The organism is Microbacterium invictum (genome assembly GCF_034421375.1).
Lineage (GTDB): Bacteria > Actinomycetota > Actinomycetes > Actinomycetales > Microbacteriaceae > Microbacterium > Microbacterium invictum_A.
In genome coordinates this window covers 1171494-1196422 of the sequence record NZ_CP139779.1, presented here as the reverse complement: position 1 = coordinate 1196422, position 24929 = coordinate 1171494, and the positions used below count along the sequence as shown (strand labels likewise).

Here is a 24929-nt window from a genome sequence, read left to right as displayed (position 1 = left end):
GCTCGGCGGCGGGGGCGGGATCAGCGGGACGACGGCTGCAGCTGCGGGGGTGCCGCGGGGCCCTCGAACTCGTCCGACGTAGGCCGGTCCGCGGCATCCGCCCCGTTCCGCCCGGGGGCGTCGTCAGCGGCGACGTCGTCGGAGTCGTCTGCGAAGGGCACATCCCCGCGCGGGGCGTCGTAGAGCTCGACGTCGAGAATGCCCTCGCGCTTCGCGACGATCGTCGGCACGAGCGCCTGCCCGGCGACGTTCACCGCGGTGCGGCCCATGTCGAGGATGGGGTCGATCGCGAGGAGGAGCCCGACGCCCTCGAGCGGCAGCCCGAGCGTCGAGAGCGTCAGGGTGAGCATGACCGTCGCCCCGGTGGTGCCGGCCGTCGCCGCAGAGCCGACGACGGAGACCAGCGCGATGAGCACGTACTGCCAGATCGTCAGGTCGATGCCGAAGAACTGCGCCACGAAGATCGCCGCGATCGCCGGGTAGATCGCCGCGCAGCCGTCCATCTTGGTCGTCGCACCGAACGGCACGGCGAACGACGCGTACTCGCGCGGGACGCCGAGGTTGCGCTCGGTCACCCGCTGGGTCAGCGGCAGCGTGCCGATCGACGACCGGCTGACGAAGGCCAGCTGAACGGCAGGCCAGACGCCGGAGAAGTACTGCCGGATGGACAGACCGTGGCTGCGCAGGAGCGTGGGATAGACCACGAAGAGCACGAGCGCGAGGCCGGCGTAGACGGCGAGCGCGAACCAGGCGAGGGTGGTGAGCTTCTCCCACCCGTACTCGACGACCGCCGAGGCGATGAGCCCGAGGGTGCCGAGGGGGGCGATGCGGATGATCCACCACAGCACGCGCTGGATGACCTTGAGGGTCGACTCGGTGAAGGTGAGGAACGGCTCGGCGCGGCGGCCGAGCTTGAGCGCGGCGATGCCGACGGCGGCGGCGACGACGATCACCTGGAGCACGTTGAAGCCGACGGAAGACACCGCGGCACCGGTCTCGGCGTCCACCGACGTCGACACGGTGAGCCCGAACACGTTCTGCGGCACGAGGCCCACGAGGAAGTTCCACCAGGTGCCGACGGTGGAAGGCTCGGCGGTGGTCAGCGCCGTCTGGTCGACACGGGCTCCCGGCTGGATCGTGACGCCGAGCCCGATGCCGATCGAGACCGCGATGAGGGCGGTGATAGCGAACCACAGCAGGGTCTGCCCGGCGAGGCGGGCCGCGTTCGTGACGCGACGCAGCTGGGCGATGCTCGCCACGATCGCGAAGAAGATGAGCGGGATGACCGCGGTCTTCAGCAGCGTGACGTACGAGTCGCCGATCGTGCCGAGGGTCGCCGCGAGGGGATTCGGGCTGCCGTCGGGGAGGGGCCCGAGCTGACGGGCCACCAGACCCAGCACGACCCCGAGCACGAGGGCGAGGGTGATCTGGAACCCGAACGAGGTCAGGATGCGGCGGGCGCGCGACCTCTGCGGCGTGGTGGGCCGGGAGGTCGCGGGGGAAGCGCTCGTGGCGGAACTCATATCTCTCCTGGGGGGTCGTCGGTCCGTCCGGGGGTGAGGACGGCCTGGTCGAGGCTACGGCGAGCCGGGCGGGGCACGCCGTCACGTGACCCCGGATGACAACGACGCATGCTGTCGCGATCATTCCCGTGAAAGGGAGAGGCCCTCATCCCGGGGGATGAGGGCCTCGACGCGGAAGCGACAGGATTTGAACCTGCGAGGCGAGTTACCCCGCCTACATGGATTCCAGCCATGCTCCTTAGGCCGCTCGGACACGCTTCCGTCGCCGACTTTATCACGCAGCCCGGTTCCGCCCGGGCGCCCTCACCACCCCATGGAGCCTGCGACGCCCTTGAACGGCCCGGCGACGCGCGAGGTGATCCATCCGCCGTAGAAGCCTCCGGGCTGCGGCGTGACGAGCTCGTCGTCGACCGTGCAGCGGTCCATCGCCTGCGCGTAGACCGCCACGCGATCCGCGAGCAGCTCGTACCCGCCGCTCGGCCGCGGATAGTTCCACGCCGCCGCGGGCCGGCTCTCGCCGCCGCCGCGCACGTCGAGGTAGCGCGCAGCCCCCTTGAACTCGCAGAACGACGATCCGACGCCGTCGGTGACCGCACCCTCGACGAACGCGCCGATCGGCAGGTAGTACACCGGTGGATGACTGGTCTCGAGCACCCGGACCACGTCGCCGGTGTCGACGATCACCTCACCGCCGAGGGTGATCGTGACGCGGGCGTCGACCTTCTCGATCCGCGGCGGCCGCGGGTAGTCCCAGACCGATTCCTGCCCTGGCGCGACGGGGTCGGGTGACGGATGACGCATGCTCTCAGGCTACGCCTCGCAGGCCCCGACGGCTCCGGATGCCCCGCGACGGCGATCCCGCGGGAAACCGCCCGCGCCGGGTCATCCGCTGGTTGACTGAGGGTGTGACGCAGGTGGCGATGTTCCCCCTCGGCAGCGTGCTCTTCCCCCACGCGCCCTTGGCGCTGCGCATCTTCGAGCCGCGCTACCTCACGATGCTCGGCCGCCTCCTCGACGAGGAGAATCCGCAGTTCGGCGTGGTGCTCATCGAGCGCGGGCCCGAGGCGGGCGGCGGCGACCAGCGCAGTTCCTTCGGCACCATGGCGCGCCTGGCGCAGGTGCAGGTCGGAAAGGACGACATCTTCGTCCTCGCCGTCGGCGAGCAGCGCGTCACCGTGGACGCATGGCTGGACGACGATCCGCACCCCGTCGCCGACGTCACGACGCTTCCGGAGCTGACCTGGGATGACGCGCTGACGCCGCTGCGCACCGAGGCCGAAAGCATCGTGCGACGCGTGCTGGGCAAGGCCGAAGCCGCCGGGGTGGCGTCCTACGACCCGAACATCGAGCTGTCCGAAGACCCGGTCGAATCGGCCTGGCAGCTCGCCGCGATCGCCCCCCTCGGCGAGCTCGACCGGTTCACCCTGCTGCGCGCGACCACGATGGGCGGACTGCTGAGGCAGATCATCGATCTGACCCTCGACATCGAGCCCGTGATCGGCCGCGACGAAGCATCCGATCCATTCTCGGGAATGTGAATCGGCCGGCGGGGGTTGTTCCTCGCATGAAGAGTTTCGGCACCCTCTCGTTCGGTCACTACGGTCCGCTCGGCGGAGGTCGGCAGCTGAGCGCCGGCGAGTCGATGCTCCAGGCCATCGACCTCGCGCAGGGGATGGATGACCTCGGGGTGAACGGCATCTCGTTCCGCGTGCACCACTTCGCGCGCCAGCAGTCCTCGCCCATGCCGCTCCTCGCGGCGATCGCGGCTCGGACGCGGCACATCGAGATGGGCACCGGGGTCATCGACATGCGCTACGAGAACCCCCTGTACCTCGCGGAGGAGGCTGCGTCGGTCGATCTCATCAGCGGTGGCCGACTGGCCCTCGGCGTGAGCCGCGGGTCACCCGAGACGGTGGTGCGCGGGTACGAAGCCTTCGGATACACCGGCGCGGAGGATCCCCGCGGCGCAGACCTCGCCCGCGACCACTTCGGGACGTTCCTGCACGCGATCGAGGGCAACGGGATCGCCGAGCGCGACCCGTCGAGCCCCTTCGGCGGCGGCAGCGGCCTCCAGCGCATCGAGCCCTACTCCCCCGGCCTGCGATCGCGCATCTGGTGGGGCGCCGGAAACCGCGAGACCGCCGAATGGGCCGGCCGCATGGGAGTGAACCTCATGTCATCCACCCTCCTCACTGAGGACCGGGGGCTTCCCTTCGACATCCTCCAGGCGGAGCAGATCGACGCCTTCCGCGCCGCGTGGCGCGAGGCGGGTCACCCCGGCGAGCCCCGCGTCTCGGTGAGCCGGTCGATCTTCCCGATCACGAGCGCGGAGGACGAGCTGTACTTCGGCGGCCGGCAGGACGGCGACGGCGTGGGCTACATCGACGGCTTCCGCTCCACCTTCGGCAAGACCTACGCCGCCGCACCCGACGTGCTCGTGGAGCAGCTGCGCGAGGACGCCGCCGTGATGAGCGCCGACACCCTCATGCTGACCATCCCGAGCCAGCTCGGGGTCGCGTTCAACCTGCGTCTCGTCGAGTCGTTCGCGAGGGACGTTGCGCCGTCGCTGGGCTGGATCCCCTCCACCGAGCGGGCACCCGTGTCGCTCGGCACCGCCTGATCCCGCCTCCCGCCGGGCCGTTCAGTCCAGCCCGGTCAGGCGCACGCCGAGCCAGTCGGCGAGGTCGCTGATCTCGGCGCGGACGATGTCGGTCTCCTCCCGCTCGAACGGGAGGAATTCGTGGACCGCGTTGACCCGCAGCACCTCGGCGTCGCGCTCGAGCTCGGCATCCAGCATCCCGACGAAGCGGTCACCCAGGAGGATGGGGTGGGCGAAGTACCCGTACCGCCGCTCTCCCCTGGGCTTGAACTGCTCGAGCACGTAGTCGAAGTCGAAGGCTTCGGTCAGGCGCGGGCGATCGAACAGCAGACTGTCGTAGGGGTTGAGAAGGGCCACGCGACCGTCGACGTCGATGTCGGCCGCGTCGAGCGCCTCGGGATCGACGCGCCATCTCCATGGAGATCCCTCGACCTCGGCAGGCTCGCCCGCCGTGCCCACCCGCGTCCATCCCGACCTCTCGCGGGCGAGGCCCGCGGCCCTCAGCCGCCGGGTCTCGAGCTCGGCTGCGGCGGTGTCGTCGTCGATCTCGGGGAGACCGGCGGGGTACACGCGCTCGGCGAGATCCCACACCCGGCTGCGACTCTCGCGCCGCGACACCGCCACCTCGCCCCGCCGCGCGAGGAGGTCGAGCATGAGCGGCACCTGATTCGACCCCGACCATCCGTCGGGCCGTCGCGCCTCGGCGGCGGTGTCGGGGATCTCCCGTGAGGTCAACGGACCCTCCGCCCGCAGCCGCGCCAGGACATCGGCGCGGAACCCCGCGTTCGCCTCGAGCCACTGCCGGCTGCTCTCGCGCTCGGGGTGCCGGCGCATCCCCGGGCGAAGCAGCGGCAGCAGGCTCATGGGGCGGAACGCGCCTTGGAACTCGAAGAGGAGCCGGTCGATCTCCACGGCCTTCTTCAGCTGTCCGGTCTCGTACGACCATCCGATCCGCGACCACAGCACGGTGTGCTCGCAGGGCGCGATGACCGCGGTCGGGTCGATCTTGACGTATCCCAGCTGCTCGGCGACCTCGACGACATCGCCGGGTCGGTCGGCGTCGAGCAGCTGCGCGCGCACGATGATGCGTCGCGCCTGGTCGCGGCTGAGTCGGTGCACCATCCGTCGAGTATGGCCCGAGGCGCCGACGCCGCAGCTGCCCTCAGACCAGACGTGATCGCGTGGCCCCGAAATAGGGCGATCGCCCGATGGGGGGCGGCCACCTTAGGGAGCAGAGTCGACCCTGTCAGACCTGAGGACGGGAGAGCGACATGGACGCGATGACGTACGCCGCCAGCCGGATCGCGGCACAGCGTGCGGAGGCGCTTCGCGCCGAGCTCCGGATGCGTGAGGCCCGGGCCCAGCGGACGGAGGGGGGCGAACCCCGGGCCGACGGCCCCCGAGCCGACCGATCGGCACCGCATGCCGGCCGGTTCGGGCTCGCCGGACCCGCGGCATGATCCGAGCCCGCCCGTCCGCGCTGGGGACCGGTCCGACGGCACGCGGATCCCGTCGACGCTGTCGGAGGTGAGTGCCACGATATGAGCATGCCCACCCTCGCCTCGAGCCCTCGGATGGTCGGTCGTGGTGACGAACTCGGTGCGCTGCTGCGCGCCCTGGATGACGGCCGCGACGGCACACCTCGATCCGTCATCGTGCGTGGCGAGGCGGGCATCGGCAAGACCCGACTGATCCAGGAGTTCGTCAGGGAGGCCGGGCGCCGCGAGCGCCCCGATCTGCCGGTCGTGGTCGCCGTCGGTCAATGCGTCGATCTCGGTCCGATCGGCGCACCCTTCGGGCCCATCCGTCGGGTCCTGCGCGACCTCCACGCCGCTGTCGGAACCGAAGCGCTCCGCCATGCAGCGGGCTCGCCCGCCGCCCTGGCGACCATCGCCGCCTTCGTTCCCGGCGTCACCGCCGAGATCCCCTCGCCCGAAGAGCTGATCGGTCAGTTCGCCGAGGCCATCGAGGTGGTGCTGGAGAACCTGTCGGCCAGCCGGCACCTGGTGGTCGTGATCGAAGACCTTCAGTGGGCGGATGCGGCCACGCTGGCACTCCTGAAGACCTTCGCCAGCACCTTGCGCGGTCGGCACCTGACGATCGTGGCGACCTATCGCTCGGATGACATCGACCGCTTCCATCCCCTGCGTCCCGTCCTGGCCGAACTCGACCGGACGCGAGCGATCGTCCGGGTCGAGGTGCTGCCGTTGAGCCCCGGCGAGGTGGCAGAGCAGGTCAGCCTCCTCGCCCGGGTCGATCCTCCCGAGACCGAGCTGCGGGCCCTCATCGACCGCAGCGGCGGGATCCCCTTCCTCGTCGAGGAGCTCGTCGATCTCGGCGAGGCGCACCTCCCCGACACACTGCGCGAGCTCGTCCTCGCGCGATACAGCAGGCTTGACGACACCGCGCAGGAGATCGTGAGGGTGATGGCCGCGGGCGGCATGCACACCGAGCACGACACGCTGACCGCGGTGGCCGGGCACGACGAGCGGACCCTCGACCAGGCTCTCCGCGACGCGATCGATGCCCGCGTCATCGTCGCCGAGGCCTCCGGCTACACGTTCCGGCACGCGCTGACCCAGGAGGCCGTCCACGACGAGATGCTGCCCAGTGAGCGGGTTCGCGTGCACCGGCGCTTCGCCCGTCACCTCACCGACCATCGCGGCGACGCACCGGAAGCGGTGTCCGCGATCGCCGAGCACTGGCTCGTCGCGCGCGAACTCGGGCCGGCGTTCGACGCAACCGTGCGGGCGCTGGAGCAGTCACGCGCGACGTTCGCTCCCGCAACGTCGGTGAAGCTCGCCGAACGCTTGACGGAACTGTGGGGGCAGGTGCCCGATGCGGCGATGCGATCGGGCACGACGCTGGCGGCACTTCATCTCAGCGCCGCGCAGGACTGGCACGACCTGGGCGACCCCGATCGTGCGTTGCGAGCGGCGCTCGAGGGCCTCGCCGCGGAGCCCGAGGATCCGATCGTCCGCGCGGCGCTGATCCGCCAGAAGTTCGTGCAGGAGTTCAACACGCACCATGACCCGCAGCGCGAAGAACTGCTCGAGGCCATCAGCCTGCTCGAGGGGATCGACACCGACCACGCGCGTGTGTTGCACTCGCGCATCCTGTCGAATCTCGCGCTGGAGCTCGGCGACGGCAGGGCACAGGACTATCTGCGGCGGGCCATCGACCTCGCCGAGGGCGCCGGGGATGACGCCGCCCTGGCCGTCGCCCTGGTGAACGAGTCCTGGCTGCACTCCGACAGCGACGGCGACGAGGTCGCGGCGCTGACGCCGCTCGAGCGGGCGATCGGGCTCCGGGTCAATCCCGCGGTGCGGGCATACGTGGGCGCCGCATACATCGACCTGCTGGCCCGGCTGGGGCGTTATGACGAGGCGGCGCTCGTCGGAGAGCGTCTCTTCGCCGACGCCGTCCGCGGCGGGATCGAACGCGGCGCGGGGGGATCGATCGCCATGCAGATCGCCCACGCCCAGTTCTGCGGCGGACGACCGGACGAGGCGAAGCGGTACGCCCAGCGCGCACGACGACTCTTGGACAGACCCTCGCGCGCCTCCGTCATCCGCCTCCTCGCGACCCACTACTCCTGGAACGATCAGCTCACGGAGCGTGAAGCCCTGCTGGCCGCCGAGCGCGCCATGATCGACGAGGTCCGTCGAGCCGTTCCTGGGAAGCACGACTGGTGGGAGGTGGAGGCGGTCGACGCGGTCCTGCTGTCCTCGTCCGGGCTGCGGACGACACTCGACGAGAAGAGCCGAGATCCCTGGGTGCAGCGGATCGACAGCATCCGGCACGTCATCGGCGAAGGGCACGCCGCGGGGGCGCGGCGATACGCGACGGTCGCGGCAGCCATGATGGTGCGCGCACTGTCGCCTGCAGACGTCGGCGGCGACGCATCCATCGACGTCTCCTCGCTTCGCCGTGCGATCGACGGCGCGATGCGCGAGTGGCCGCGCACGGGCGTGACACCGGTGATCATCGACGTCATCGACGCCACGCTCGCCGACGCCGACCACCGCGATGCCGAGGAACGGGTGCGACGGTGGAACGAGGTCGTCGAGAAGACGCAGATCGGCGTCATCCCGGTGCGACACCATCAGATCGCCCGACTGAGCCTCGCCGCAGCGCTCATCGATGCCGGCGACCGCGATACCGCGGCGACGCACCTCGCAGCCATCTCCGCCGACGCCCCGCGGCTCGGGGTCGCGAGGATCGCACGCTGGGCGGATCATCTGGCCGATCGCGCGGGCCTTCGCCGACCCACCGGTCGCGCCGTGGAAACGTCGGACGACGGAGGTTTGACGGGTCTCACGCCCCGCGAGCGTCAGGTGCTCGAACTCGTCGCCGAAGGTCTGACCAATGCGCAGATCGGTGCACGCCTCTACATCAGTCCCAAGACGGCGTCGGTGCACGTCTCTGCGATCCTCGCGAAGGTGGGGGCGGCGAATCGCGCGGAGGCCGCTGCCCGATTCGGCCGGCGCTCGGGCTCCCCTCACACGGTGTGATCCGGGCGCACTCCCGCCAACGCTGTCAGTGCTCGTAGGCTGGCGGCGGGAAGAGGGGGATGCCGCATGGGAGCGCTTCACGGATGGGCGACGGCGGGCGACCGCGACACGGGCCGGGTGCCGAGCCGCATCATGCGGGTTCTGGCTGTCGCAGGGGCGAGCCTCGCCATCACCGGCGCCCTGTCGGGGTGCGGGATCGTCGAACGCATCGCGGCGGACGGTCAGACACCGACGCCCACACCCACGGCGCCGATCGCCCCGACGCCGACGGGCCCGGACCCGGTGCTCGCGTGGGAATGCGGGCAGATCAGCGCGCTCAGCGGCGTGGCGATCCGCACCAACTTCGAGTACCAGACCAGGCGGATCGACGAGGTCGAGTACGTCTCGCGCCTCCAGGCCCTGCAGGACGCCTGGGTGTACATGCCGACCTACGACACCGAGATCACGCCCTTCATCTACGAGGTCCAGGTGCAGGCCGCCGCCGACCCGTCGGGCTCGAACCAGGGCTACATCGACGCCATCAACGCGGCCACGGCGGCCTGCCAGGAAGCCGGGTCGCTCGCGGTCATCACCCCGCTGCCGGAGATGGGCGGCTAGCCTCCTCGGGCAGCAGCAGGGGGAGCTCTCGCGAGGCATCCCAGGGACGCGTCCAGCCGAGGCTGTCGAACACGCCGTCCAGCAGCATTCCCGTGAAGCCCCAGACCAGGTGCTCGCGCGCGCCATCCCGGACGAGGAAGCCCGGCCCGCGCCACTCGCGGCCCTCGCGACGGATGACGGTCACCCCGCGGTTGGCCGGGTCGAGAAGGTCGGCGACCGGCGCCCGGAAGACGTGCGCCGACTCGGCCTCGTCGACCACCCGCACCGGGGACGGGCGGCGCCACCATCCGATGACGGGCGTGACGAGATGCCGGGAGTACTCCAGCGGAATCTGTCCGAGCGTGCCGAGGACCTCGACTCCGTCGGGGTCGAGACCGGTCTCCTCCTGCGCTTCGCGCAGGGCCGCGCCGACGGGCCCGTCGTCGTCATCGTCCACGCGTCCGCCGGGGAAGGCGATCTGCCCCGGATGCGAGCGGAGGGTGAGCGCCCGGGCGAGGAGCAGGACGTCCAGGTCGCGCGAGACGGTGTCGACCTCGTCGGCCACGGCGCTGTCACCCGCGGCGCTCGGCTCGGCGTCGAGGATTCCGAAGAGGATCAGCACGGCCGCGTCGCGTGCGTCCGCGACCCCGGGAAGCCCCGCCACCCGGTCGCCCAGGCCGCGTCGTGGGTCGACCGCAGCGGCGCGGACGAGGTCGCGAAGAGCCTGTCGCGCGGCGTCCGCCGCCGGAGCTGGAGTCACCCTGACAGCGTACGCGGCACCCCGACATCCGCCCCGCGGTCCCGCGATCAGGACTTTTCCGAACCGGGGCGCGGAAGATCACGTTCAGGTAACGCACGGGAAGCGTCCAGACTCAGGCACCAGACTCGGGGACTTGTGCCCCGCCCGGGCGCGTGCCGCGTCACCCGAAGACGCATCCCCCGACACGAAACCGGTACTTCATGCGCTCCACCACGACGACCACCTCCGCCCGCCGCGCCCGTCGCGCCGCTGACCGGCGCTCTCGTCGCCGGCCCGCCCTCGTCGTCGCCGGCCTGAGCTTCTCGGTCCTCGCAGCGATCGGCATCACCGCGACCGCCCCGACCGCGGCCGCCTCGACGACCACCGCCTTCGGGCCGGTCACCCTCGCCTCCTACTCGACCTCCCAGGCCTCGCCGCTCGTCTCGGGCGAAGCGGACGGAGCCGCCGAGGGCGAGACGGCCGGTATCGACGCCACGGCGACCGACGCGGCCGGCCAGGCCCTCGCGGCCGCTGAGACGATCGAGGCCGACATCCAGGCCGCCGCCCTCGACATCGGCGACGCCGATCCCACGGTCGACACCGCGGAGCTCGAGGCGGCCCTCGATCGACTCGAGTCCGCCGACATCCTTCCCGCCGCGTTCCTCCCCGACATCGCCGACGACGTCACCGAGGCCGTGGCCGCGGTCGATCAGCGGGTCAGCCAGCTGCGCGGCAGCCTCGACGGCGCTCTGGCGAAGAAGGCTGAGGAAGAGGCCGCCGAGAAGGCGCGCCTCGAGGCCGAAGCCGCGGCCGCCGCGGCAGCCGCGGAGGCCGCAGCCCTGGCGGAGAGCACCTCGGCCGGCAGCAGCAGCGGTGGCGGATTCATCCCGACCGGCGGCAGCACCGGCGGCGACAACAGCCCCGCGGGTGCGCAGGCGACCGCCCGCGCGATGCTCGGGAACTATGGCTGGGGCGACGACCAGTTCTCGTGCCTGGTGTCGCTGTGGAACAAGGAGTCGGGCTGGAACTACCAGGCCTACAACCGCTCGAGCGGCGCGTTCGGCATCCCTCAGGCCCTCCCCGGCAGCAAGATGGCCTCGGCCGGCGCCGACTGGCAGACCAACGCTGCGACGCAGATCTCGTGGGGCCTCGGCTACATCTCGGGCCGCTACGGCACCCCCTGCGGCGCATGGAGCCACTCGCAGTCGGTCGGCTGGTACTGACCTCGAGGCGGCATCGCACGTCACTCGGCTGGCGGATCACCGAAGGGTTCGATCCGCCAGCCGACGCGTTCGAGGGCGACGGCGAGCCGTCGGGCGTCCTCGCGCGCTGCCGCCGGTTCGTGCGAGCAGACGTCGACGGCGAACGGCGGCGGCTCGGCGAAACGCGGCAGATCCACCATCGCCCACGACCGAGGGCTCACCCACACCCGCGGGTCGGCGGATCCGGCGTCGAGCACCTCACCGTCCGACACCAGGGCGATGACGGCGAGCGCGTCCGGTTTCGCGATGGGGAGGTTCACCACCAGCGATACCACGTGCACGACCTCCATGGTCTCAGACCCGGACGCCCACGGGGTCGATCCGCGTCACGGTCTGCCGCAGATCACGGATGACCCGGCCGCGACCGGATGGCGTGACTCAGCGCCCGAACAGGTCGCCGAGCGAGCCGAACTGGTCGCCGAAACTCGAGACCTGATCGCCGAACCCCGACACGACGTCGCCGGTGCCCCCGACGATCCCCTCCGCGCTCTCGGCGAAGCTCGAGGCGTCGACGCCGTCGGCGAGGCCGGTGAGATCGACGCCGTCGGCGAGGGCATCGAAGTCGACGCCGAATCCGGCGGCCTGCTCGAGGAGCGGGGCGGCCACCGAGCTGACGACCGCGGCCCCTGCCACGGCCCCGAGGACGCCGACGGCGAGACCGCCGGCCCCGACCATCGCCGCACCGCCGCCGACGCGGCCGAGGAGCCCCCGCATGCGGCCCGGACGCAGGGCCTCCGCGCGTCCCGCCGCGCGGGCGAGATCCTCGGGGGCCGCCGACCGCGGGCGCTCGGACGGCGGGAACTCGGTCCGCATGCGCGACTCGATCTGCTGCCGCTGCTGGGGGGTCAGCCGTGCGAACGCCTCGCGATGGATCTGCTCGACCTGGTGCGGATCGGCCGTCTGCATGAGGTAGTCGTAGCGGGCGATCGCCGCGCGGTCGGCCTCGCTCGGCCGGGACGGCGAGCCGGCGACCGGGGGCATGGTCGACGGTCGGCTCCGCGGCGCCGGCGACGCGGACGGGGTCGCAGGTGCCGTCCCGGCGGCGGGCCGGCCGTCACCGGTCAGGGCACCGGCGGCGCTGCGGACGATGCCGCGCCAGTCCGACGACGAGGACGACGCCCCCTGGGTGCTGCCGCCCTGGCTGTCCAGGGCCTTGGCTGCCATGCCGATGAGTTTGGAGAGCTTGCTCATGACGATCCCTTCTGAACGTCAAGGTCTCCTCCACCCTCACGGGCCGGTGGGCCGGAACGCCACCTGGCGTTCGTACTGACGGGTCCACCGCGATCGGGAGTACTCCCCTTGCGCGCACCACGCTACCGACGCCGACCTATGGATTCGCTTGAAACCATCGCGCCTTCATCACACCGGCCCGCGGGACCCCAGTACGCCCGCCAGGAGCGCATGGAGAAGCGGCGGCACGGCGGCGAGGAGCAGGATGGTCCCGAAGACCGGGTCGTCGGGACGCAGGAGGATGCCCCCGATGAGGAGGGCGCCGAACAGGACGGCGGAGAGGATGCGGCGACCGAGGCGTTCGAGCCGCGCCAGCCGCCGGTCGACCCGGGGCGCGTCGACGGCCAGACGCCCCTCTTCCATGCGGGTGGCGAGCTTGTCGATGCGGCGGGGAAGGCGTGTGATGAGCCCCGCGGTGTCGACGGCCTGGCGGGTGACGGCCTGGAGGACGTTGCCGCGCTCCTCGCGCAGCAGCGTGGCGGCATACGGCTCTACGGCCTCCCAGATGTTGAACGCCGGATCCAGGGCGCTCGAGACCCCCGAGGTCAGGGACATCGCCCGGATCACCAGGAGGAAATTCTCGGGCAGCTGGAAGGGGAGGGCGCGCACGAGATCGCCGAACTCGATCGCGAAGTCGCGGAACTCACGGGGATCGACCTCGGCCAGCTCGGCGAATCCCATGCCGCCGAACCGGGCGAACAGCTGCGTCATCGCCCGCTCGAGCTCCGCGGTGTCGGCCGAAGGCAGAAGCACCCCCACCTCGCGGATGCTGTCGACGAGCCCGACACCGTCGCGTGCGGCCACGGCGATCACGAGGCGCCGAAGGCCCGCCCTGAGCGAGTCGGGGACCTGGCCCATCATCCCGAAGTCGATGAAGGTGAGGGTCCAGCCGGGTGCCGCCCCCTCCTCATCCCCGCTGCGGGGCTCCGCATGCGAGGGGGTGACGAAGATGTTCCCGGGGTGCGGGTCGGCGTGGAAGTAGCCGTTCCCGAAGAGCTGCTGGAACATCACCGAGGCGAATGCGAGCGCGACCTCGCTGGGGTCGAGCCCGGCGGCGACGAGCGCATCACGGTCGTTGATCTTGATCGCCGTGACGTCCTGCAGCGTCAGCACCCGGCGAGTCGACCGCTCCCACACCACCTCGGGGGTTGTCACCCGCGGATCATCGGCGAAGTCGCGCGCGAACCGCTCGCCGTTCGCGCCCTCCTGCAGGTAGTCGATCTCCTGCAGCGAGGTCTCGGCGAACTCCTCCACCAGCTCGGGCATGTCCACGCGCTTGGACACCAGCGACACCCTGCTCAGCCACACCCCGACCTTGCGGAGGGCCCGAAGGTCGACGTCGACGATCTGGTCGATGCCGGGGCGCTGGACCTTCACCACGACGTCGGCGAAGCCGGCGAGAGCCGCGTCGTCCGGTGACAGCCGGGCGCGATGCGCCTGCCCGAGGGACGCCGCGGCGACCGGATCCGGGTCGACGAAAGCGAAGGCGCGCTCGAGGGGGACGCCGAGCTCGCTCTCGGCGAGCGCGCGGATGCGATCGAACGCGACCGGGGGCACCTCGTCCTGCAGCCCCTCCAGCTCCTTCGTGATCTCGGGCGGGAGGATGTCCAGGCGCGACGAGAGGAACTGCCCCACCTTGATCATGAGCCCGCCGAGATCCACAGCCAGCACATGGAATCTCTGGGCGATGCGTCGCATCCGACGCGCGCGTCCGCGCGCCACGAGAGCAGTCAGTCCGAACCTCGGAAGGAACAGCTCCCACCACCACGTCTGCAGCATGACGCGCAGCGCGAAGCGGGTGATGCGGCGGTAGCGGGCGCGCATCCATGGGGCGTCGGTCATCGATTCTCCTGGACGCCGACGCACGTGCGGCGTCGAGATCAGCTCTGGGCGAGGATGGAGTAGAGCCTACGGCGAGCATCCTCGAGGACGGCCACAGCCTCGTCCACCTGCGCCGACGAGCCGGTGCGGGCGACCTGTGCGGCAGCCTGCGCCAGATCGAGACCGGCCTTGGGAAGGGCTGTCATCCGCGGCGACTCGCGACGCGCCGACGAGCTGGACTCCCACGGCGCCCCGCGCTCGGCGGCGGCCTCCGCCTCGGCGATCCCCGCCTCGGTCAGGCTGTAGGTCTTGCGACCGTCCGCCTCCTGAGCCTCGATGAGGCCCTCGTCGGCGAGGAGCTGGAGGGTGGGGTAGACCGACCCGGCGCTGGGCTTCCAGCTCCCGCCGCTGCGCTCCTCGATGAGCTGGATGATCTGGTAGCCGTGCATCGGCCGCTCCAGCAGAAGGGTGAGAACGGCAGTGCGCACGTCTCCGCGGTTCATCCGCGGAGCGGAACCGCTTCCGACACCCTTCTCGAAGGCGGAGCGCAGCTGGTCCATGGCCTCCGCGATGTTCGACATCGGCCATCCCGACGCGGACCCGCCGCGACCCGAGAATGCATCGCCGAAGAATGAGTTGCTCATGATGACCTCCTTCGCTCCGCCGCGGTCGCGACGTCGAGCGATACTCAACGATATGTCGTTATGCATCGCCAGCGGGCGGTACGGAGCGAATTCGCAGGGATGCTGCGGCGCCGGCGACCCGCCGGGCTCAGACCTTCGTCCGCTCATCGCGGCGGGCGAGGATCTCCGCCCGCTCGTACTGCGGCGCGAGGGACCACTCCTCCCCCAGCTGTCGTGCCGCCGTGACCGGCCAGAGCGGATCGAGGAGGAACTCCCGGGCCAGGGCGATCAGGTCGGCGTCGCCGGCATCCAGGATCTCTTCGGCCTGGTCGGGGTCGCGGATGAGTCCGACGGCAGCGGTGAGCACGCCGGCCTCCTGCCGGATGCGGCGCGAGAACGGCACCTGGTAGCCCGGCCCGACCGGGATACGGGCGTCGGCGACGTTGCCGCCGGTCGAGACGTGCACGACGTCCACGCCGCGCTCGCGAAGCCTCGCGGCCAGCGCCACGCTGTCGTCGGCGGTCCAGCCCGCCGGCTCCACCCAGTCGGTCGCCGAGATCCTCACGAAGATCGGCGTGGCCTCGCCGGCCGTCCGCCGGACGGCATCCACCACCCGCTCGAGGAGGCGCACCCGGTTCTCGAACGATCCGCCGTACTCGTCGGTGCGGGTGTTCGACTCGGGCGAGAGGAACTCGTGCAGCAGGTAGCCGTGCGCCGCGTGGATCTCGATGACCTCGTAGCCGGCCTCGCGGGCCCGCCGTGCGGCATCGGCGAACTGCGAGACGACCTCGTCGATCCCCGCACGATCCAGGGCCAGCGGCACCTGCTTGCCGGGCGCGAACGCGACGGCGCTGGGGGCGACGGGCTGCCAGTCGGCGGGCGGCTCGCTGCTACCGAACGGGCCCTCGAAGGGCCGCGGTGAGCTCGCCTTCCGGCCTGCGTGGGCGAGCTGGATGCCGGCGGCCACGCCGTTGTCGCGGAAGAACCGGGTGAGTCGGCGGTGGGCGGCCACCTGGGTGTCGTTCCAGATGCCCAGGTCGTAGGCCGAGATGCGCCCCTCGGCGCTGACGCCGGTGGCCTCGACGATGATGAGTCCGGGCCGGCCGAGCGCGCGCGATCCGTAGTGCTGGATGTGCCAGTCGTTCGGTGCGCCGACGTCGGGACCATCGGGGTCGGCCGAGTACTGGCACATCGGCGCCATCACGATCCGGTTGGCGAGGGTGATGCCTCGAACAGCGAGCGGGTGGAAAAGGGGGGATGTCACGGGGGTACCTCCAAGGATCGCAACACGGCGGGCGCGGCGGGGAATTCCCGCGGCGGAGTCAGTCGCGTGCCGCGACCTCGACCTGGAGCTCGGCGGCGATCCGTTCGAGGTCGGCGATGACGTCGGCGACCTCGACCGTCGGCGGCACCACGGCGGACACCGTCGCCTCGAACAGGCGCCCCCCGGCCATGGCCGCGTCGCGGGTCTGGGTCGTCATCCGGTCGATGCTCACCCCGTGGGAGCCGAGGGCGGCGGAGATCTCGTGGACGATGCCGGGGTGGTCGTTGCCGAGCACGGTGAAGGACAGCGGCCGCGACGTCGTGTCGCGCGCGGCCCCGCCTCCCTGGGCGGGAACGCTCACGGTGACGAGACCCGGCAGCGCGGCCAGTGCCGCGCGGAGGTCGTCGACTCCGCCCTCGGGCGCCGATACCTGCACCACCCCGGCGAACGCACCGGCGAGTTCGGCCAGCTCGCTGTGCTCCCAGTTGCCGCCGTGGGCGTCGATCACCTCGGCCACCGCGGCCACGAGACCGGCACGGTCGGTTCCGACGAGGGTGAGCACGAGGGTGGGCATGGACTCAGCGTACGACTCCGGACCCCTCGCCGCCCGGGGCTGGTTGACTGGGCCCATGGCATCCTCGTCCGACGCACCGCACCCCGGGGCGGCCGTGGCCACCCTCGTCGCCGCCGACGCCGTGGACAAGATCGCCGCCCTCGCGATCATCGCCCGCGCGACGGAGAGCACCGTGATCGGCGGTGGCACCGCGCGGCCCCGGATCCCGCTTGGCGAGGGCGTCTGGATCGAGATCGAGATCCCGAAGTTCGGGGAGCCGCCGCCGCTCGCCATCGACGTCCACGCGGTCGACGGCGTGGTCGTCGCCCGGCGGGAGGCTCTCGCGTTACGCGGTGTCCTCCGACGCGTCACCCGATGGTCACTGACGGCCGCCTTCCCCGAGGACGCCGATCCAGCCGCAGCGCCTACGATGGAATCCGACAGCCGGTGACACCTCGGGGAGGCCCACCGAAATGAGAGTCGCATCCTCTGCGGACTGGCGCGACGCGCTTCCCTTCGAGACCCCGGTCCCCGCCGCTGACGTCGCCCCGGGCGATCCGGCCCGCTGCGCCGGGTGCGCAGCCGATGTCGCGCCGTGGGAACGCACCGCCCTGTTCGCCGTCAAGCACCGGCATCCGAATCATCACTCCGGGTTCGTGCGGTTCTACTGCGCCGGCCACGTGCCGGCCGTCGCGCCGCCTCCCCCGACCGCGCCGTCACCGGCACGGAAGGCGCGCGCCGAGCGCGCTCCGCGCGAGCGGGCCGCACCGCAGCGCCGCGTCGTGGACGACAAGCCGCGCCCCGTGTGCCCCGACTGCTTCATCGAGGTGTCGGCGACCGGGATCTGCGGGATGTGCGGCGAGCGGATCGCCTGACTCAGGTGAAGGCGACGGCGCGCACCGGCGCACCGTCACCCGAGACCTTCAGGGGGAAGAATCCCACCCGCACCCGATCGGGCAGCGCCGCGGCCCCGCGGAGGTTCTCGACGATGAGGTGATCGGCGCCGAGGACGATGTCGTGGACGGGGAAGGCCGCTCCTCCTGTCGGGTCGGGGCTCAGGGTGTCGACGGCGAGGACGTGCACCCCGCGGTCCACCAGCATCTGCGCCGCGGCGGGGTCGAGCGCCGGGTGCCGCAGTCGCCGCCGATCATCGGCGAACAGGGCATCCCACCCCGTGCTGATGAGGACGATCGGCGGAAGGATGTCGGGCAGCGCGCCTCCTGGATCGAGGTCGCTCCAGCCGTACGTTTCGCCGTCGCCTGCCCGGACCCGGAGCACGATCGCCTCCCCCACGAGCTCGTCGAGGCTCACGGACGCCATCGTCCGCCCGCCCGCGACGGTGTGCGACGGGGCGTCGACGTGCGTTCCCGTATGCGTCCCCATCGAGATCCGGGCGACCTCGACGCCGTCGGACGCGATCGTCAGACCGGCGCCGATGCGCACCTCGGGATCACCCGGATACACCGGCATCCCGTCGTGGACGACATGGCTGAGATCGTGGATCACCGGGCTCAATCCGATCGGCTGGCGACGAGGTGGCGTTCGGCGGCGAACCTCCCCGTGCGACGGGTGGGCAGGGAGACGAGGAGGTAGAGCAGAAAGGTGACGACGAAGGCGGGCACCGTGGCTCCGAACGGCAGCGGCCAGACGTAGGCCCACACATAGGCGAGGGTCGCGCCGACCGCCCAGGCGATCACGGCGACGACGTTGACGCCGCCCGTGTACCAGTACCGGCCGCCGGTGGGCCGGAGGATGTCGTCGTCGTACTCCCCCCGCTTGATGAGGTAATAGTCGACGATCATGATCGCGAACACCGGAGCGAACAGCGCACTGATCGTCACGAGGAACGTCGTGAACTGATCCAGGAGCCCGAAGAACGTCGCTCCGATGATCGAGAGGACACCTACGACGAGCGCAGTCGGCAGGAATCGCACGCGCGACCCCGGCACCGCGTTGACCACGGTGGTCACCATGCCGTAGACCACCATGGTGTTCGTCGCCATGACGGAGAGGAAGATCGCCACCGCGAACAGGGCGCCGAAGGGCTCCACCACGGTCGCGGGGTCGAACGGGATCGCCTCGCCGCCGCTGAGGACCACGTACCCGATCGCCGTCGCGCCGAGCGTCATGGCGATCACCGTCGACAGCGTGTAGCCCACGCCCGAGCCGATGACGCCCGAGCGGGTCGACCGGGCGAACCGGTTGAAGTCTGCGGAGAGGACCGTCCACGAGATGGCGGTGGCGAGCACCACGTCGAAGACGAGACCGGGCGTGTAGAACGGCGCGTCGGGAGCGGGGATGGCGGCGAACTCCGCGGGGCTGAAGGACGCGAACGAGACGGCGAAGATGTAGACCGCGATGGCCAGGATGACCGCGGCGAACCACGGCTCGACCCGCGCGACCCCGGCGTGCCCGAAGATCGCCAGGACGACGACGATGCTCTGGCAGACGACGGCGAACAGCACCGGACTGGAGAAGCCCGTGACGGCCGCCACGATGTAGTTCAGGGCGAGACCGGCCAGCATCGCCTGGACCCAGCTCCACCCCATGAGGATCACGACGTTGGCCGCCACCGGGAGGAGGCTGCCGCGCGTGCCGAACGGACCGCGGGTGAGCGCCATCGTCGGAAGCCCGGTCCGGGTTCCGATCGCACCCACGGTCACGAGCACCGCCGCGCCGAGGACCGTGCCCCCGACGATCAGCGCGACGACCGTGCCGTAGCCGACCTCGGGGACGAACAGCGTGCCGGTGAGGAGGGTCGTCACCACGAGGTTCGCGGCGAGCCAGATCATCAGGATCCGGCCCACCGAGTAGTCCCCGCGGACGGGACCGGCGTCGTCGGATTGGGACTGCAGACGACGATCGAGACGGGAGTAGAGCGACATCATCGGGCTCCTAGAGAAGAGAGAGGGGTGGGTTTCAGCCGAGGGGTGAGAGGTGTTCGTGGACGGCGAGGAGGCCCGCGTCATCGACGGCGAAGACGATGGTCTCGCGTTCGCGGTACGACTCCTCGCCCTCGACGGTCTGCACCGTGGTGTCGACGGTGTGGGTGAAGATCGCGACACCGGGGTGGAGCTGCACGAGCGGCTCGGACGAGGTGCACGAGACCACGCGCCATCCCTCGCGGATCCAGCCGTCCCACAGCCGCTCGTAGGTGGCGCGGTCGCCCAGTCGTCTCGGCTCGGTGTGGAAGAGGAACGTCGCCGAGGGCGCGAACCGCGAGAAGTAGCGCGCACCGTCGGTCGCCGCGAATGCCGCGATGATCTCGTCAGCCGCCTGCACCACCTCGTCGCGCGTGGGGGTCCTCATGCCTCGGGTCCCTTCGGTGCCATGGCGCTGAGCAGTTCGTAGACGGTGTGGCTGGCCGCGACCGCGGTGATCTGCGCGTGATCGTAGGCCGGCGCGACCTCGACGACGTCGGCACCCACGATCGGCAGGTCGCGAAGGCCCCGGATGATCGTCAAGAGCTCGCGGCTGGTGAGTCCGCCGGCCTCGGGGGTGCCGGTACCGGGAGCGTGAGCCGGGTCGAGGACGTCGATGTCGATCGAGAGGTAGAGCGGCGCGCCTCCGACCCGGGCCCGGATCCGCTCGATCGCGCGGGTGACGCCATCGCGTTCGATCTCGTCGGCGGTCACGATGGCGAAACCGAGCCGTTCGTCGTCGCTGAGGTCGCTCTTGTCGTACAGCGGACCACGGATGCCGATGTGCATGCTGGCGGTGAGGTCGATCAGCCCCTCCTCGGACGCCCGCCGAAAGGGGGTTCCATGGGTGGTCGGCGCGCCGAAGTAGGTGTCCCAGGTGTCCAGGTGCGCGTCGAAATGGATGACCGCGACCGGGCCATGGCGCTCGGTCACCGCGCGCAGCAGCGGGAGGGCGATGGTGTGGTCGCCGCCGATCGCGACCAGCCGCGACGCCCTCTCGCCGAGCGTGCGCGCCGCCGCCGCGATCTCCGCCACGGCGGCGTCGATGTCGAACGGGTTGGCGGCGATGTCCCCGGCGTCGGCGACCTGCTGGGCGCCGAAGGGGAAGACGTCCTGCGCCGGGTTGTAGGGACGCAGCAGCCGCGAGGCCTCGCGCACGTGCGCCGGCCCGAAGCGCGCACCCGGCCGGTAGCTGACCCCGCTGTCGAAAGGCACCCCGACGACCGCGATGTCGGCGCGTTCCACGTCGTCGAGCATCGGCAGACGAGCGAAGGTGGCGATTCCGGCGAAGCGCGGGACGACGCTCGCGTCCACGGGACCTCGCGGCGAAGGATCGGCGGGTTGCATATTGGTAAACCTTTGGTACTCTGGGCGCAACTAGTGCGCTGCACGCTACGCGGGTCGGCGCTGCGCGTCAAGAGCGACGCCGAGAGGAGGACCGATGCGGGCGATCCATCCGGCGGCCGCAGACAGGGTGGCTCCGATCGGGGCCAAGCTGCGCGGGGCGCGGACAGCGCAGGGGATGTCGCTCGCCCAGGTGGCGACGACCACCGGTCTGTCGAAGGGCTTCCTCAGTCGCGTCGAACGCGACGAGACCTCGCCGAGCGTGTCGACGCTGGTGCAGCTGTGCCAGGTTCTCTCGCTCCCGATGGGGACGCTGTTCGCCGAGCCCGAGGTGCAGCGCGTGACCTGGGACGAGGCTCCCCGCGTCAACCTGGGCGGCGTCCACGTCGACGACCGCCTGCTCTCGCCACGCTCCGAGCAGCGGGTGCAGCTGCTGCGCTCCGAGCTGGCCGCCGACGCCCACGGAGGGCGGGAGCTCTACACGATCAACTGCGACGTCGAGGTGGTGCACGTCGTCTCGGGCCGGATGTCCGTGCGCTTCGCCGATCGGACGATCGCGCTCTCGCCTGGAGACGCGCTGACCTTTCCGGGCCGCGAGCCCCACACCTGGAACGTGGAGGGAGCCTCACCCGCCGTCGTCCTCTGGGTGATCGTCCCCGCGCCCTGGAGCGGCTCGGCCTGAGTCAGAGCCGGCCCGGCAGGATGGCGTGCCAGTACAGCCATGGCAGGATGCGTCGGTCGAAGATCCACGACAGTCGGTTCTCGCGGTACATCGACCGCCAGAACGGGATCGTCGGCTGCAACGCCCCGCGATCGTCGAACTCGACGAAGACCACCGTCGAGCGCGAGACGGTGAACGGACAGACCGAGTAGCCGTCGTAGCGCGCCGTCGGCCGACGTCCGGCGATGACCGCGGCGAGGTTCTTCGCCAGGACATAGCTCTGCTCGCGAAGGGCGCCACCGGATTTGGAGTTCGTCGTGTCTGCGGCATCCCCCAGGCTCCAGACGTTCGGCCACCGCGGATGCCGGAGCGTGCCGGCGTCGACGGCGACGAACCCGCCGGGGTCTGAATCCGCCGATAGCGGCGTCGCCTTCAGCCAGTCGGGCGCCGACTGCGAGGGCTCCACGCAGAGCACGTCGTATTCGACGTCCTCCCTCGCGCCGTGCGACTGCAGGGTGACCCGGCGCGCCTCGCCGTCGACGACGGCCAGCTCGGTCGAATAGCGCACCTCGATGCCGTAACGCGAGACGACGCGCTCGAGCTCGGTGTCGATCTCGGGGATTCCGAACATCGTCGGGGTGGGGAGGACGAGGATGACGCGGATGTTGTCGAGCACACCGGTGGCGCGCCAGTAGTCGCATGCCTGGTACATCGGCTTCTGCCCCGCACCGGCGCACGAGGCAGGCTCCGGCGGCTGGACGAAGACCGCTGTGCCCCGGCGCAGATCGCGCAGGGCCACGCTGGCCTTCTGCGCCAGCTCCGGCTCGTAGTTCGACACGACCTCCGGCGTGGTGAGGGCCGCGTACAAGCCCGGGACGTCCTTCCAGTCGTGCTGGACGCCGGCGCTCACGATCAGGTGATCGAATCCGACGACGTCGCCGCCGGTGAGGGTCACGGTCGAGTGCTCAGGATCGATGTCGCTCGCGGCATCCTGGATCCAGGTGACTCCGCGCGGGGTCACCTCCCCCTGAGGACGTGTGGTCTCGTGCAGGCGAGCAGTGCCGCCGGCGACGTGAGAGAGGAGCGGCTTGTAGACGTGCTCGCTCCGCGGCTCGACGACGGCGATGTCGGTCACTCCGCGCCGGGCGAGCCGGCCGGCCACCGAGAGTCCGCCGTTGCCGCCGCCGATCACCACGACACGGTGTCGGCGGGTCGCCTGCGGGACCGGGGTCACAGGTCGAACTTCTCGTTCTCACCCTCGAGGCGCTCGCCGGTCACCTTGTGCTTCACGAACGCCAGGAGGGTGGCGACCCGGCCACCGGGGCTGTCCCAGTACTCCCCTCCCTCCGCGTCGAAGCGGAGGAGGACGATCTCGGGATCCTCGGGGCCGTTCGGGAACCAGGCCTCGATGCCGGCGTTCCAGAGTTCGCGCAGCTTCGCGTCGTCGCTCACCACCTCGGCACGACCGGACAGCGACAGCCAGGCGTCGTTCGAGCTGAACGACACTCCGACGCGGGAGTCCGCCTGGATCTGCTGCACCGCGGACGCGTGACGCGCGATCACGAACCACAGGTCGCCGTCGTACTCCGCCTCCTGCACGGTCAGCGGATGCGCCTGGAGCGAGCCGTCCGTCGCGCGCGTGGTCACCATGGCGAAGCGGAACTTCTTCAGCAGCTCGCGGAGCTTGTCCTGCGCGTCGGTGTCTTCGGTGGCCGTCTCGTTCATCGCCGTCCCTTTCGTCGAGGTCTGCGCCCATTCCATCCCGCAACCGGGGCGCACGCTCCCCGGTTGACAAGTTCCGGGCATCCTGCCATCGCCGGATTCGCAGGCGGCTCTCAGCTTCGCGGGACCAAATCGGGCGCGCACGCGGTTCTCCTCTGTGACGCGGCAGCCAGCCGCGTGAGGAGGAATCGTGTCCAACGACTACCGAAAGACCCCCGAGGCCCTCGAGGGCCTCACCGACCTGCAGTATCAGGTCACCCAGCGGGACGGCACCGAGCCGCCGTTCCGGAACGCCTACTGGGACAACCACGAGCCGGGCATCTACGTCGATGTGGTGTCGGGAGAGCCGCTGTTCTCCTCCGCCGACAAGTTCGACAGCGGAACGGGCTGGCCGAGCTTCACCCGCCCCATCCAGCCCGACGCCGTGGCGACCAAGACCGACTGGAAGATGATCATCCCGCGCACCGAGGTGCGCTCGGTGATCGCCGACAGTCACCTCGGTCACGTCTTCCGAGACGGACCCCGGGATGCCGGTGGCATGCGCTACTGCATGAATTCCGCTGCGCTGCGCTTCGTCCCCGCCTCCGAGCTGGAGGCCCAGGGGTACGGCGCATACCGCAGACTGTTCGAGAACACCGAGAAGGAGAACGCGTCATGACCAGTGGAGCCACTGATACCGGAGCCGTCACCCGCCTGCCCGGCAGCGAGACCGCCGTCCTCGCGGGCGGCTGCTTCTGGGGCATGGAGGATCTGATCCGCCGGCAGCCCGGCGTCCTGCAGACCCGCGTCGGCTACACCGGCGGCGTGAACGAGCACGCCACCTACCGCAACCACCCCGGCCACGCCGAGGCGGTCGAGATCGTCTTCGACCCCGCGCAGACGACCTACCGCGACATCCTTGCGTTCTTCTTCCAGATCCACGATCCGTCGACCCTGAACCGTCAGGGCAACGACATCGGCACCAGCTATCGCTCGGCGATCTTCCCCCTGACCCCCGAGCAGGAGCGCGTCGCCCGCGACACGATCGCCGACGTCGATGCGTCGGGCCTGTGGCCGGGCAAGGCCGTCACCACCATCGAGCCGGCCGGCCCCTTCTGGGAGGCCGAGCCGGAGCACCAGGACTATCTGCTGCGCATCCCCAACGGCTACACGTGCCACTTCCCCCGCCGGGGATGGGTGCTGCCGCGCCGCGCCGAGGAGCAGGCGACGGTCTGATCCGCTTCCCTTCTCAGGTTTCGCCCCCACGGTCAAGGGCTTCATGCCCGGCCGTGGGGGCGCGACCATGCTGCTCAAGGAGAAGGAGGATGTCGTGACCAAAGACCTCAAGAAGGGCGATCGCGTCAGCTGGAACACGTCGCAGGGACGCACCCAGGGCAAGGTCGTCGAACGCCGCACCAGCGATTTCCAGTTCGCCGGCCAGCAGTTCACCGCGAGCGACGATGAGCCGTCGTACATCGTCGAATCCGAGAAGAGCGGCGACAAAGCCGCACACAAGGGCTCCGCGCTGCGGAAACTCTCCTGATCCGCGCACCCGTCCCCGTGCTACGGTTAGGGGGATTTCGCGGGTCTGCACCGGG

General features: G+C 70.8%; 28 protein-coding genes and 1 tRNA gene. 12 read left to right on the top strand and 17 right to left on the bottom strand.

The window, feature by feature from the left end:
- Nucleotides 1-20 precede the first annotated feature (20 nt).
- From T9R20_RS05780 to T9R20_RS05770, 3 genes are all read right to left on the bottom strand, one after another.
- Nucleotides 21-1523: a dicarboxylate/amino acid:cation symporter gene (locus T9R20_RS05780; RefSeq protein ID WP_322411586.1), complete on the bottom strand. Its 1503-nt coding sequence runs from the start codon at nucleotides 1521-1523 to the stop codon at nucleotides 21-23.
- A gap of 172 nt (nucleotides 1524-1695) precedes the next feature.
- Nucleotides 1696-1784: transfer RNA gene (locus T9R20_RS05775), tRNA-Ser, on the bottom strand.
- 42 nt (nucleotides 1785-1826) lie between these two features.
- Nucleotides 1827-2324 carry a DUF427 domain-containing protein gene (locus T9R20_RS05770; RefSeq protein ID WP_322411585.1) on the bottom strand — a complete coding sequence of 166 codons (498 nt, stop codon included), beginning with the start codon at nucleotides 2322-2324 and terminating at the stop codon, nucleotides 1827-1829.
- Between the two features lie 104 nt (nucleotides 2325-2428).
- Here T9R20_RS05770 and T9R20_RS05765 point away from each other — a divergent pair, with 104 nt between their 5' ends.
- Both T9R20_RS05765 and T9R20_RS05760 read left to right on the top strand, forming a co-directional pair.
- A complete protein-coding gene (locus T9R20_RS05765) occupies nucleotides 2429-3061 on the top strand; it encodes an LON peptidase substrate-binding domain-containing protein (protein ID WP_322411584.1) in 633 nt (210 codons plus the stop codon).
- Between the two features lie 26 nt (nucleotides 3062-3087).
- Nucleotides 3088-4143, top strand: coding sequence for an LLM class flavin-dependent oxidoreductase (locus T9R20_RS05760; protein WP_322411583.1), 1056 nt, complete (start codon nucleotides 3088-3090; stop codon nucleotides 4141-4143).
- Nucleotides 4144-4164: 21 nt separating this feature from the next.
- On the opposite strand, the gene T9R20_RS05755 is transcribed toward T9R20_RS05760, so the two are convergent.
- The gene (locus T9R20_RS05755; protein ID WP_322412114.1) at nucleotides 4165-5241 is read right to left on the bottom strand and encodes a DNA glycosylase AlkZ-like family protein; all 1077 of its coding nucleotides are present in this window, start codon (nucleotides 5239-5241) and stop codon (nucleotides 4165-4167) included.
- A 152-nt stretch (nucleotides 5242-5393) separates the two neighbouring features.
- Between T9R20_RS05755 and T9R20_RS05750 the strand changes: the two genes are divergently transcribed.
- From T9R20_RS05750 to T9R20_RS05740, 3 genes are all read left to right on the top strand, one after another.
- A complete protein-coding gene (locus tag T9R20_RS05750; RefSeq protein ID WP_322411582.1) occupies nucleotides 5394-5582 on the top strand; it encodes a hypothetical protein in 189 nt (62 codons plus the stop codon).
- 87 nt (nucleotides 5583-5669) lie between these two features.
- Nucleotides 5670-8636, top strand: a complete 2967-nt coding sequence (locus tag T9R20_RS05745) for a helix-turn-helix transcriptional regulator (protein WP_322411581.1) — start codon at nucleotides 5670-5672, stop codon at nucleotides 8634-8636.
- 66 nt (nucleotides 8637-8702) lie between these two features.
- Entirely contained in the window at nucleotides 8703-9233 is a 531-nt protein-coding gene (locus tag T9R20_RS05740) for a hypothetical protein (RefSeq protein WP_322411580.1), read from the top strand.
- Here T9R20_RS05740 and T9R20_RS05735 read toward each other — a convergent pair.
- A complete protein-coding gene (locus T9R20_RS05735; RefSeq protein ID WP_416182951.1) occupies nucleotides 9205-9972 on the bottom strand; it encodes an NUDIX hydrolase in 768 nt (255 codons plus the stop codon). The two genes, T9R20_RS05740 and T9R20_RS05735, sit on opposite strands and share 29 nt — an antisense overlap.
- Before the next feature lie 200 nt (nucleotides 9973-10172).
- Between T9R20_RS05735 and T9R20_RS05730 the strand changes: the two genes are divergently transcribed.
- Complete coding sequence (locus T9R20_RS05730; protein WP_322411579.1) at nucleotides 10173-11174, top strand: lytic transglycosylase domain-containing protein; 1002 nt, start codon at nucleotides 10173-10175, stop codon at nucleotides 11172-11174.
- 20 nt (nucleotides 11175-11194) lie between these two features.
- Here the strand turns inward: T9R20_RS05730 and T9R20_RS05725 are convergent, their stop codons facing one another.
- The 6 genes from T9R20_RS05725 to T9R20_RS05700 all read right to left on the bottom strand — a co-directional run bounded on the left by T9R20_RS05725 (nucleotide 11195) and on the right by T9R20_RS05700 (nucleotide 16725).
- Entirely contained in the window at nucleotides 11195-11494 is a 300-nt protein-coding gene (locus tag T9R20_RS05725; RefSeq protein ID WP_416182950.1) for a hypothetical protein, read from the bottom strand.
- Between the two features lie 97 nt (nucleotides 11495-11591).
- The gene (locus tag T9R20_RS05720; protein ID WP_322411577.1) at nucleotides 11592-12404 is read right to left on the bottom strand and encodes a cation-transporting ATPase; all 813 of its coding nucleotides are present in this window, start codon (nucleotides 12402-12404) and stop codon (nucleotides 11592-11594) included.
- A 168-nt stretch (nucleotides 12405-12572) separates the two neighbouring features.
- Nucleotides 12573-14285: an ABC1 kinase family protein gene (locus T9R20_RS05715; protein WP_322411576.1), complete on the bottom strand. Its 1713-nt coding sequence runs from the start codon at nucleotides 14283-14285 to the stop codon at nucleotides 12573-12575.
- A gap of 38 nt (nucleotides 14286-14323) precedes the next feature.
- Nucleotides 14324-14908: a PadR family transcriptional regulator gene (locus T9R20_RS05710; protein ID WP_322411575.1), complete on the bottom strand. Its 585-nt coding sequence runs from the start codon at nucleotides 14906-14908 to the stop codon at nucleotides 14324-14326.
- Nucleotides 14909-15035: 127 nt separating this feature from the next.
- Complete coding sequence (locus T9R20_RS05705; RefSeq protein WP_322411574.1) at nucleotides 15036-16151, bottom strand: NADH:flavin oxidoreductase/NADH oxidase; 1116 nt, start codon at nucleotides 16149-16151, stop codon at nucleotides 15036-15038.
- A gap of 58 nt (nucleotides 16152-16209) precedes the next feature.
- A complete protein-coding gene (locus T9R20_RS05700) occupies nucleotides 16210-16725 on the bottom strand; it encodes a glycine cleavage system protein R (RefSeq protein WP_322411573.1) in 516 nt (171 codons plus the stop codon).
- Between the two features lie 55 nt (nucleotides 16726-16780).
- On the opposite strand from T9R20_RS05700, the gene T9R20_RS05695 reads away from it, so the two are divergent.
- Nucleotides 16781-17155 (top strand): hypothetical protein, encoded by a 375-nt coding sequence (locus tag T9R20_RS05695; protein WP_322411572.1) that lies wholly within the window; start codon nucleotides 16781-16783, stop codon nucleotides 17153-17155.
- A gap of 22 nt (nucleotides 17156-17177) precedes the next feature.
- Nucleotides 17178-17579 carry a glucose-6-phosphate dehydrogenase gene (locus tag T9R20_RS05690; protein ID WP_322411571.1) on the top strand — a complete coding sequence of 134 codons (402 nt, stop codon included), beginning with the start codon at nucleotides 17178-17180 and terminating at the stop codon, nucleotides 17577-17579.
- A gap of 1 nt (nucleotide 17580) precedes the next feature.
- On the opposite strand, the gene T9R20_RS05685 is transcribed toward T9R20_RS05690, so the two are convergent.
- The 4 genes from T9R20_RS05685 to speB are packed head-to-tail and all read right to left on the bottom strand — an operon-like array spanning nucleotide 17581 to nucleotide 20972.
- The gene (locus T9R20_RS05685; RefSeq protein WP_322411570.1) at nucleotides 17581-18210 is read right to left on the bottom strand and encodes a cyclase family protein; all 630 of its coding nucleotides are present in this window, start codon (nucleotides 18208-18210) and stop codon (nucleotides 17581-17583) included.
- Between the two features lie 5 nt (nucleotides 18211-18215).
- The gene (locus tag T9R20_RS05680; RefSeq protein WP_416182949.1) at nucleotides 18216-19592 is read right to left on the bottom strand and encodes a purine-cytosine permease family protein; all 1377 of its coding nucleotides are present in this window, start codon (nucleotides 19590-19592) and stop codon (nucleotides 18216-18218) included.
- Between the two features lie 31 nt (nucleotides 19593-19623).
- Nucleotides 19624-20013, bottom strand: a complete 390-nt coding sequence (locus tag T9R20_RS05675; protein ID WP_322411568.1) for a nuclear transport factor 2 family protein — start codon at nucleotides 20011-20013, stop codon at nucleotides 19624-19626.
- On the bottom strand, nucleotides 20010-20972 hold the full coding sequence (gene speB / locus T9R20_RS05670; protein WP_322411567.1) for an agmatinase: 963 nt from the start codon (nucleotides 20970-20972) through the stop codon (nucleotides 20010-20012). Before speB ends, T9R20_RS05675 begins: the two co-directional genes overlap by 4 nt.
- A gap of 94 nt (nucleotides 20973-21066) precedes the next feature.
- Here speB and T9R20_RS05665 point away from each other — a divergent pair, with 94 nt between their 5' ends.
- Nucleotides 21067-21651, top strand: coding sequence for an XRE family transcriptional regulator (locus T9R20_RS05665; RefSeq protein WP_322411566.1), 585 nt, complete (start codon nucleotides 21067-21069; stop codon nucleotides 21649-21651).
- Between the two features lies 1 nt (nucleotide 21652).
- On the opposite strand, the gene T9R20_RS05660 is transcribed toward T9R20_RS05665, so the two are convergent.
- Nucleotides 21653-22864 (bottom strand): NAD(P)/FAD-dependent oxidoreductase, encoded by a 1212-nt coding sequence (locus T9R20_RS05660; RefSeq protein WP_322411565.1) that lies wholly within the window; start codon nucleotides 22862-22864, stop codon nucleotides 21653-21655.
- Entirely contained in the window at nucleotides 22861-23355 is a 495-nt protein-coding gene (locus T9R20_RS05655; protein ID WP_322411564.1) for a pyridoxamine 5'-phosphate oxidase family protein, read from the bottom strand. Before T9R20_RS05655 ends, T9R20_RS05660 begins: the two co-directional genes overlap by 4 nt.
- Nucleotides 23356-23542: 187 nt before the next feature.
- Between T9R20_RS05655 and msrB the strand changes: the two genes are divergently transcribed.
- The 3 genes from msrB to T9R20_RS05640 all read left to right on the top strand — a co-directional run bounded on the left by msrB (nucleotide 23543) and on the right by T9R20_RS05640 (nucleotide 24874).
- Nucleotides 23543-24010, top strand: coding sequence for a peptide-methionine (R)-S-oxide reductase MsrB (gene msrB, locus T9R20_RS05650; RefSeq protein WP_322411563.1), 468 nt, complete (start codon nucleotides 23543-23545; stop codon nucleotides 24008-24010).
- Entirely contained in the window at nucleotides 24007-24567 is a 561-nt protein-coding gene (msrA, locus tag T9R20_RS05645) for a peptide-methionine (S)-S-oxide reductase MsrA (RefSeq protein ID WP_322411562.1), read from the top strand. Before msrB ends, msrA begins: the two co-directional genes overlap by 4 nt.
- A gap of 67 nt (nucleotides 24568-24634) precedes the next feature.
- Complete coding sequence (locus T9R20_RS05640) at nucleotides 24635-24874, top strand: DUF2945 domain-containing protein (protein WP_322412112.1); 240 nt, start codon at nucleotides 24635-24637, stop codon at nucleotides 24872-24874.
- Nucleotides 24875-24929: the final 55 nt, after the last annotated feature.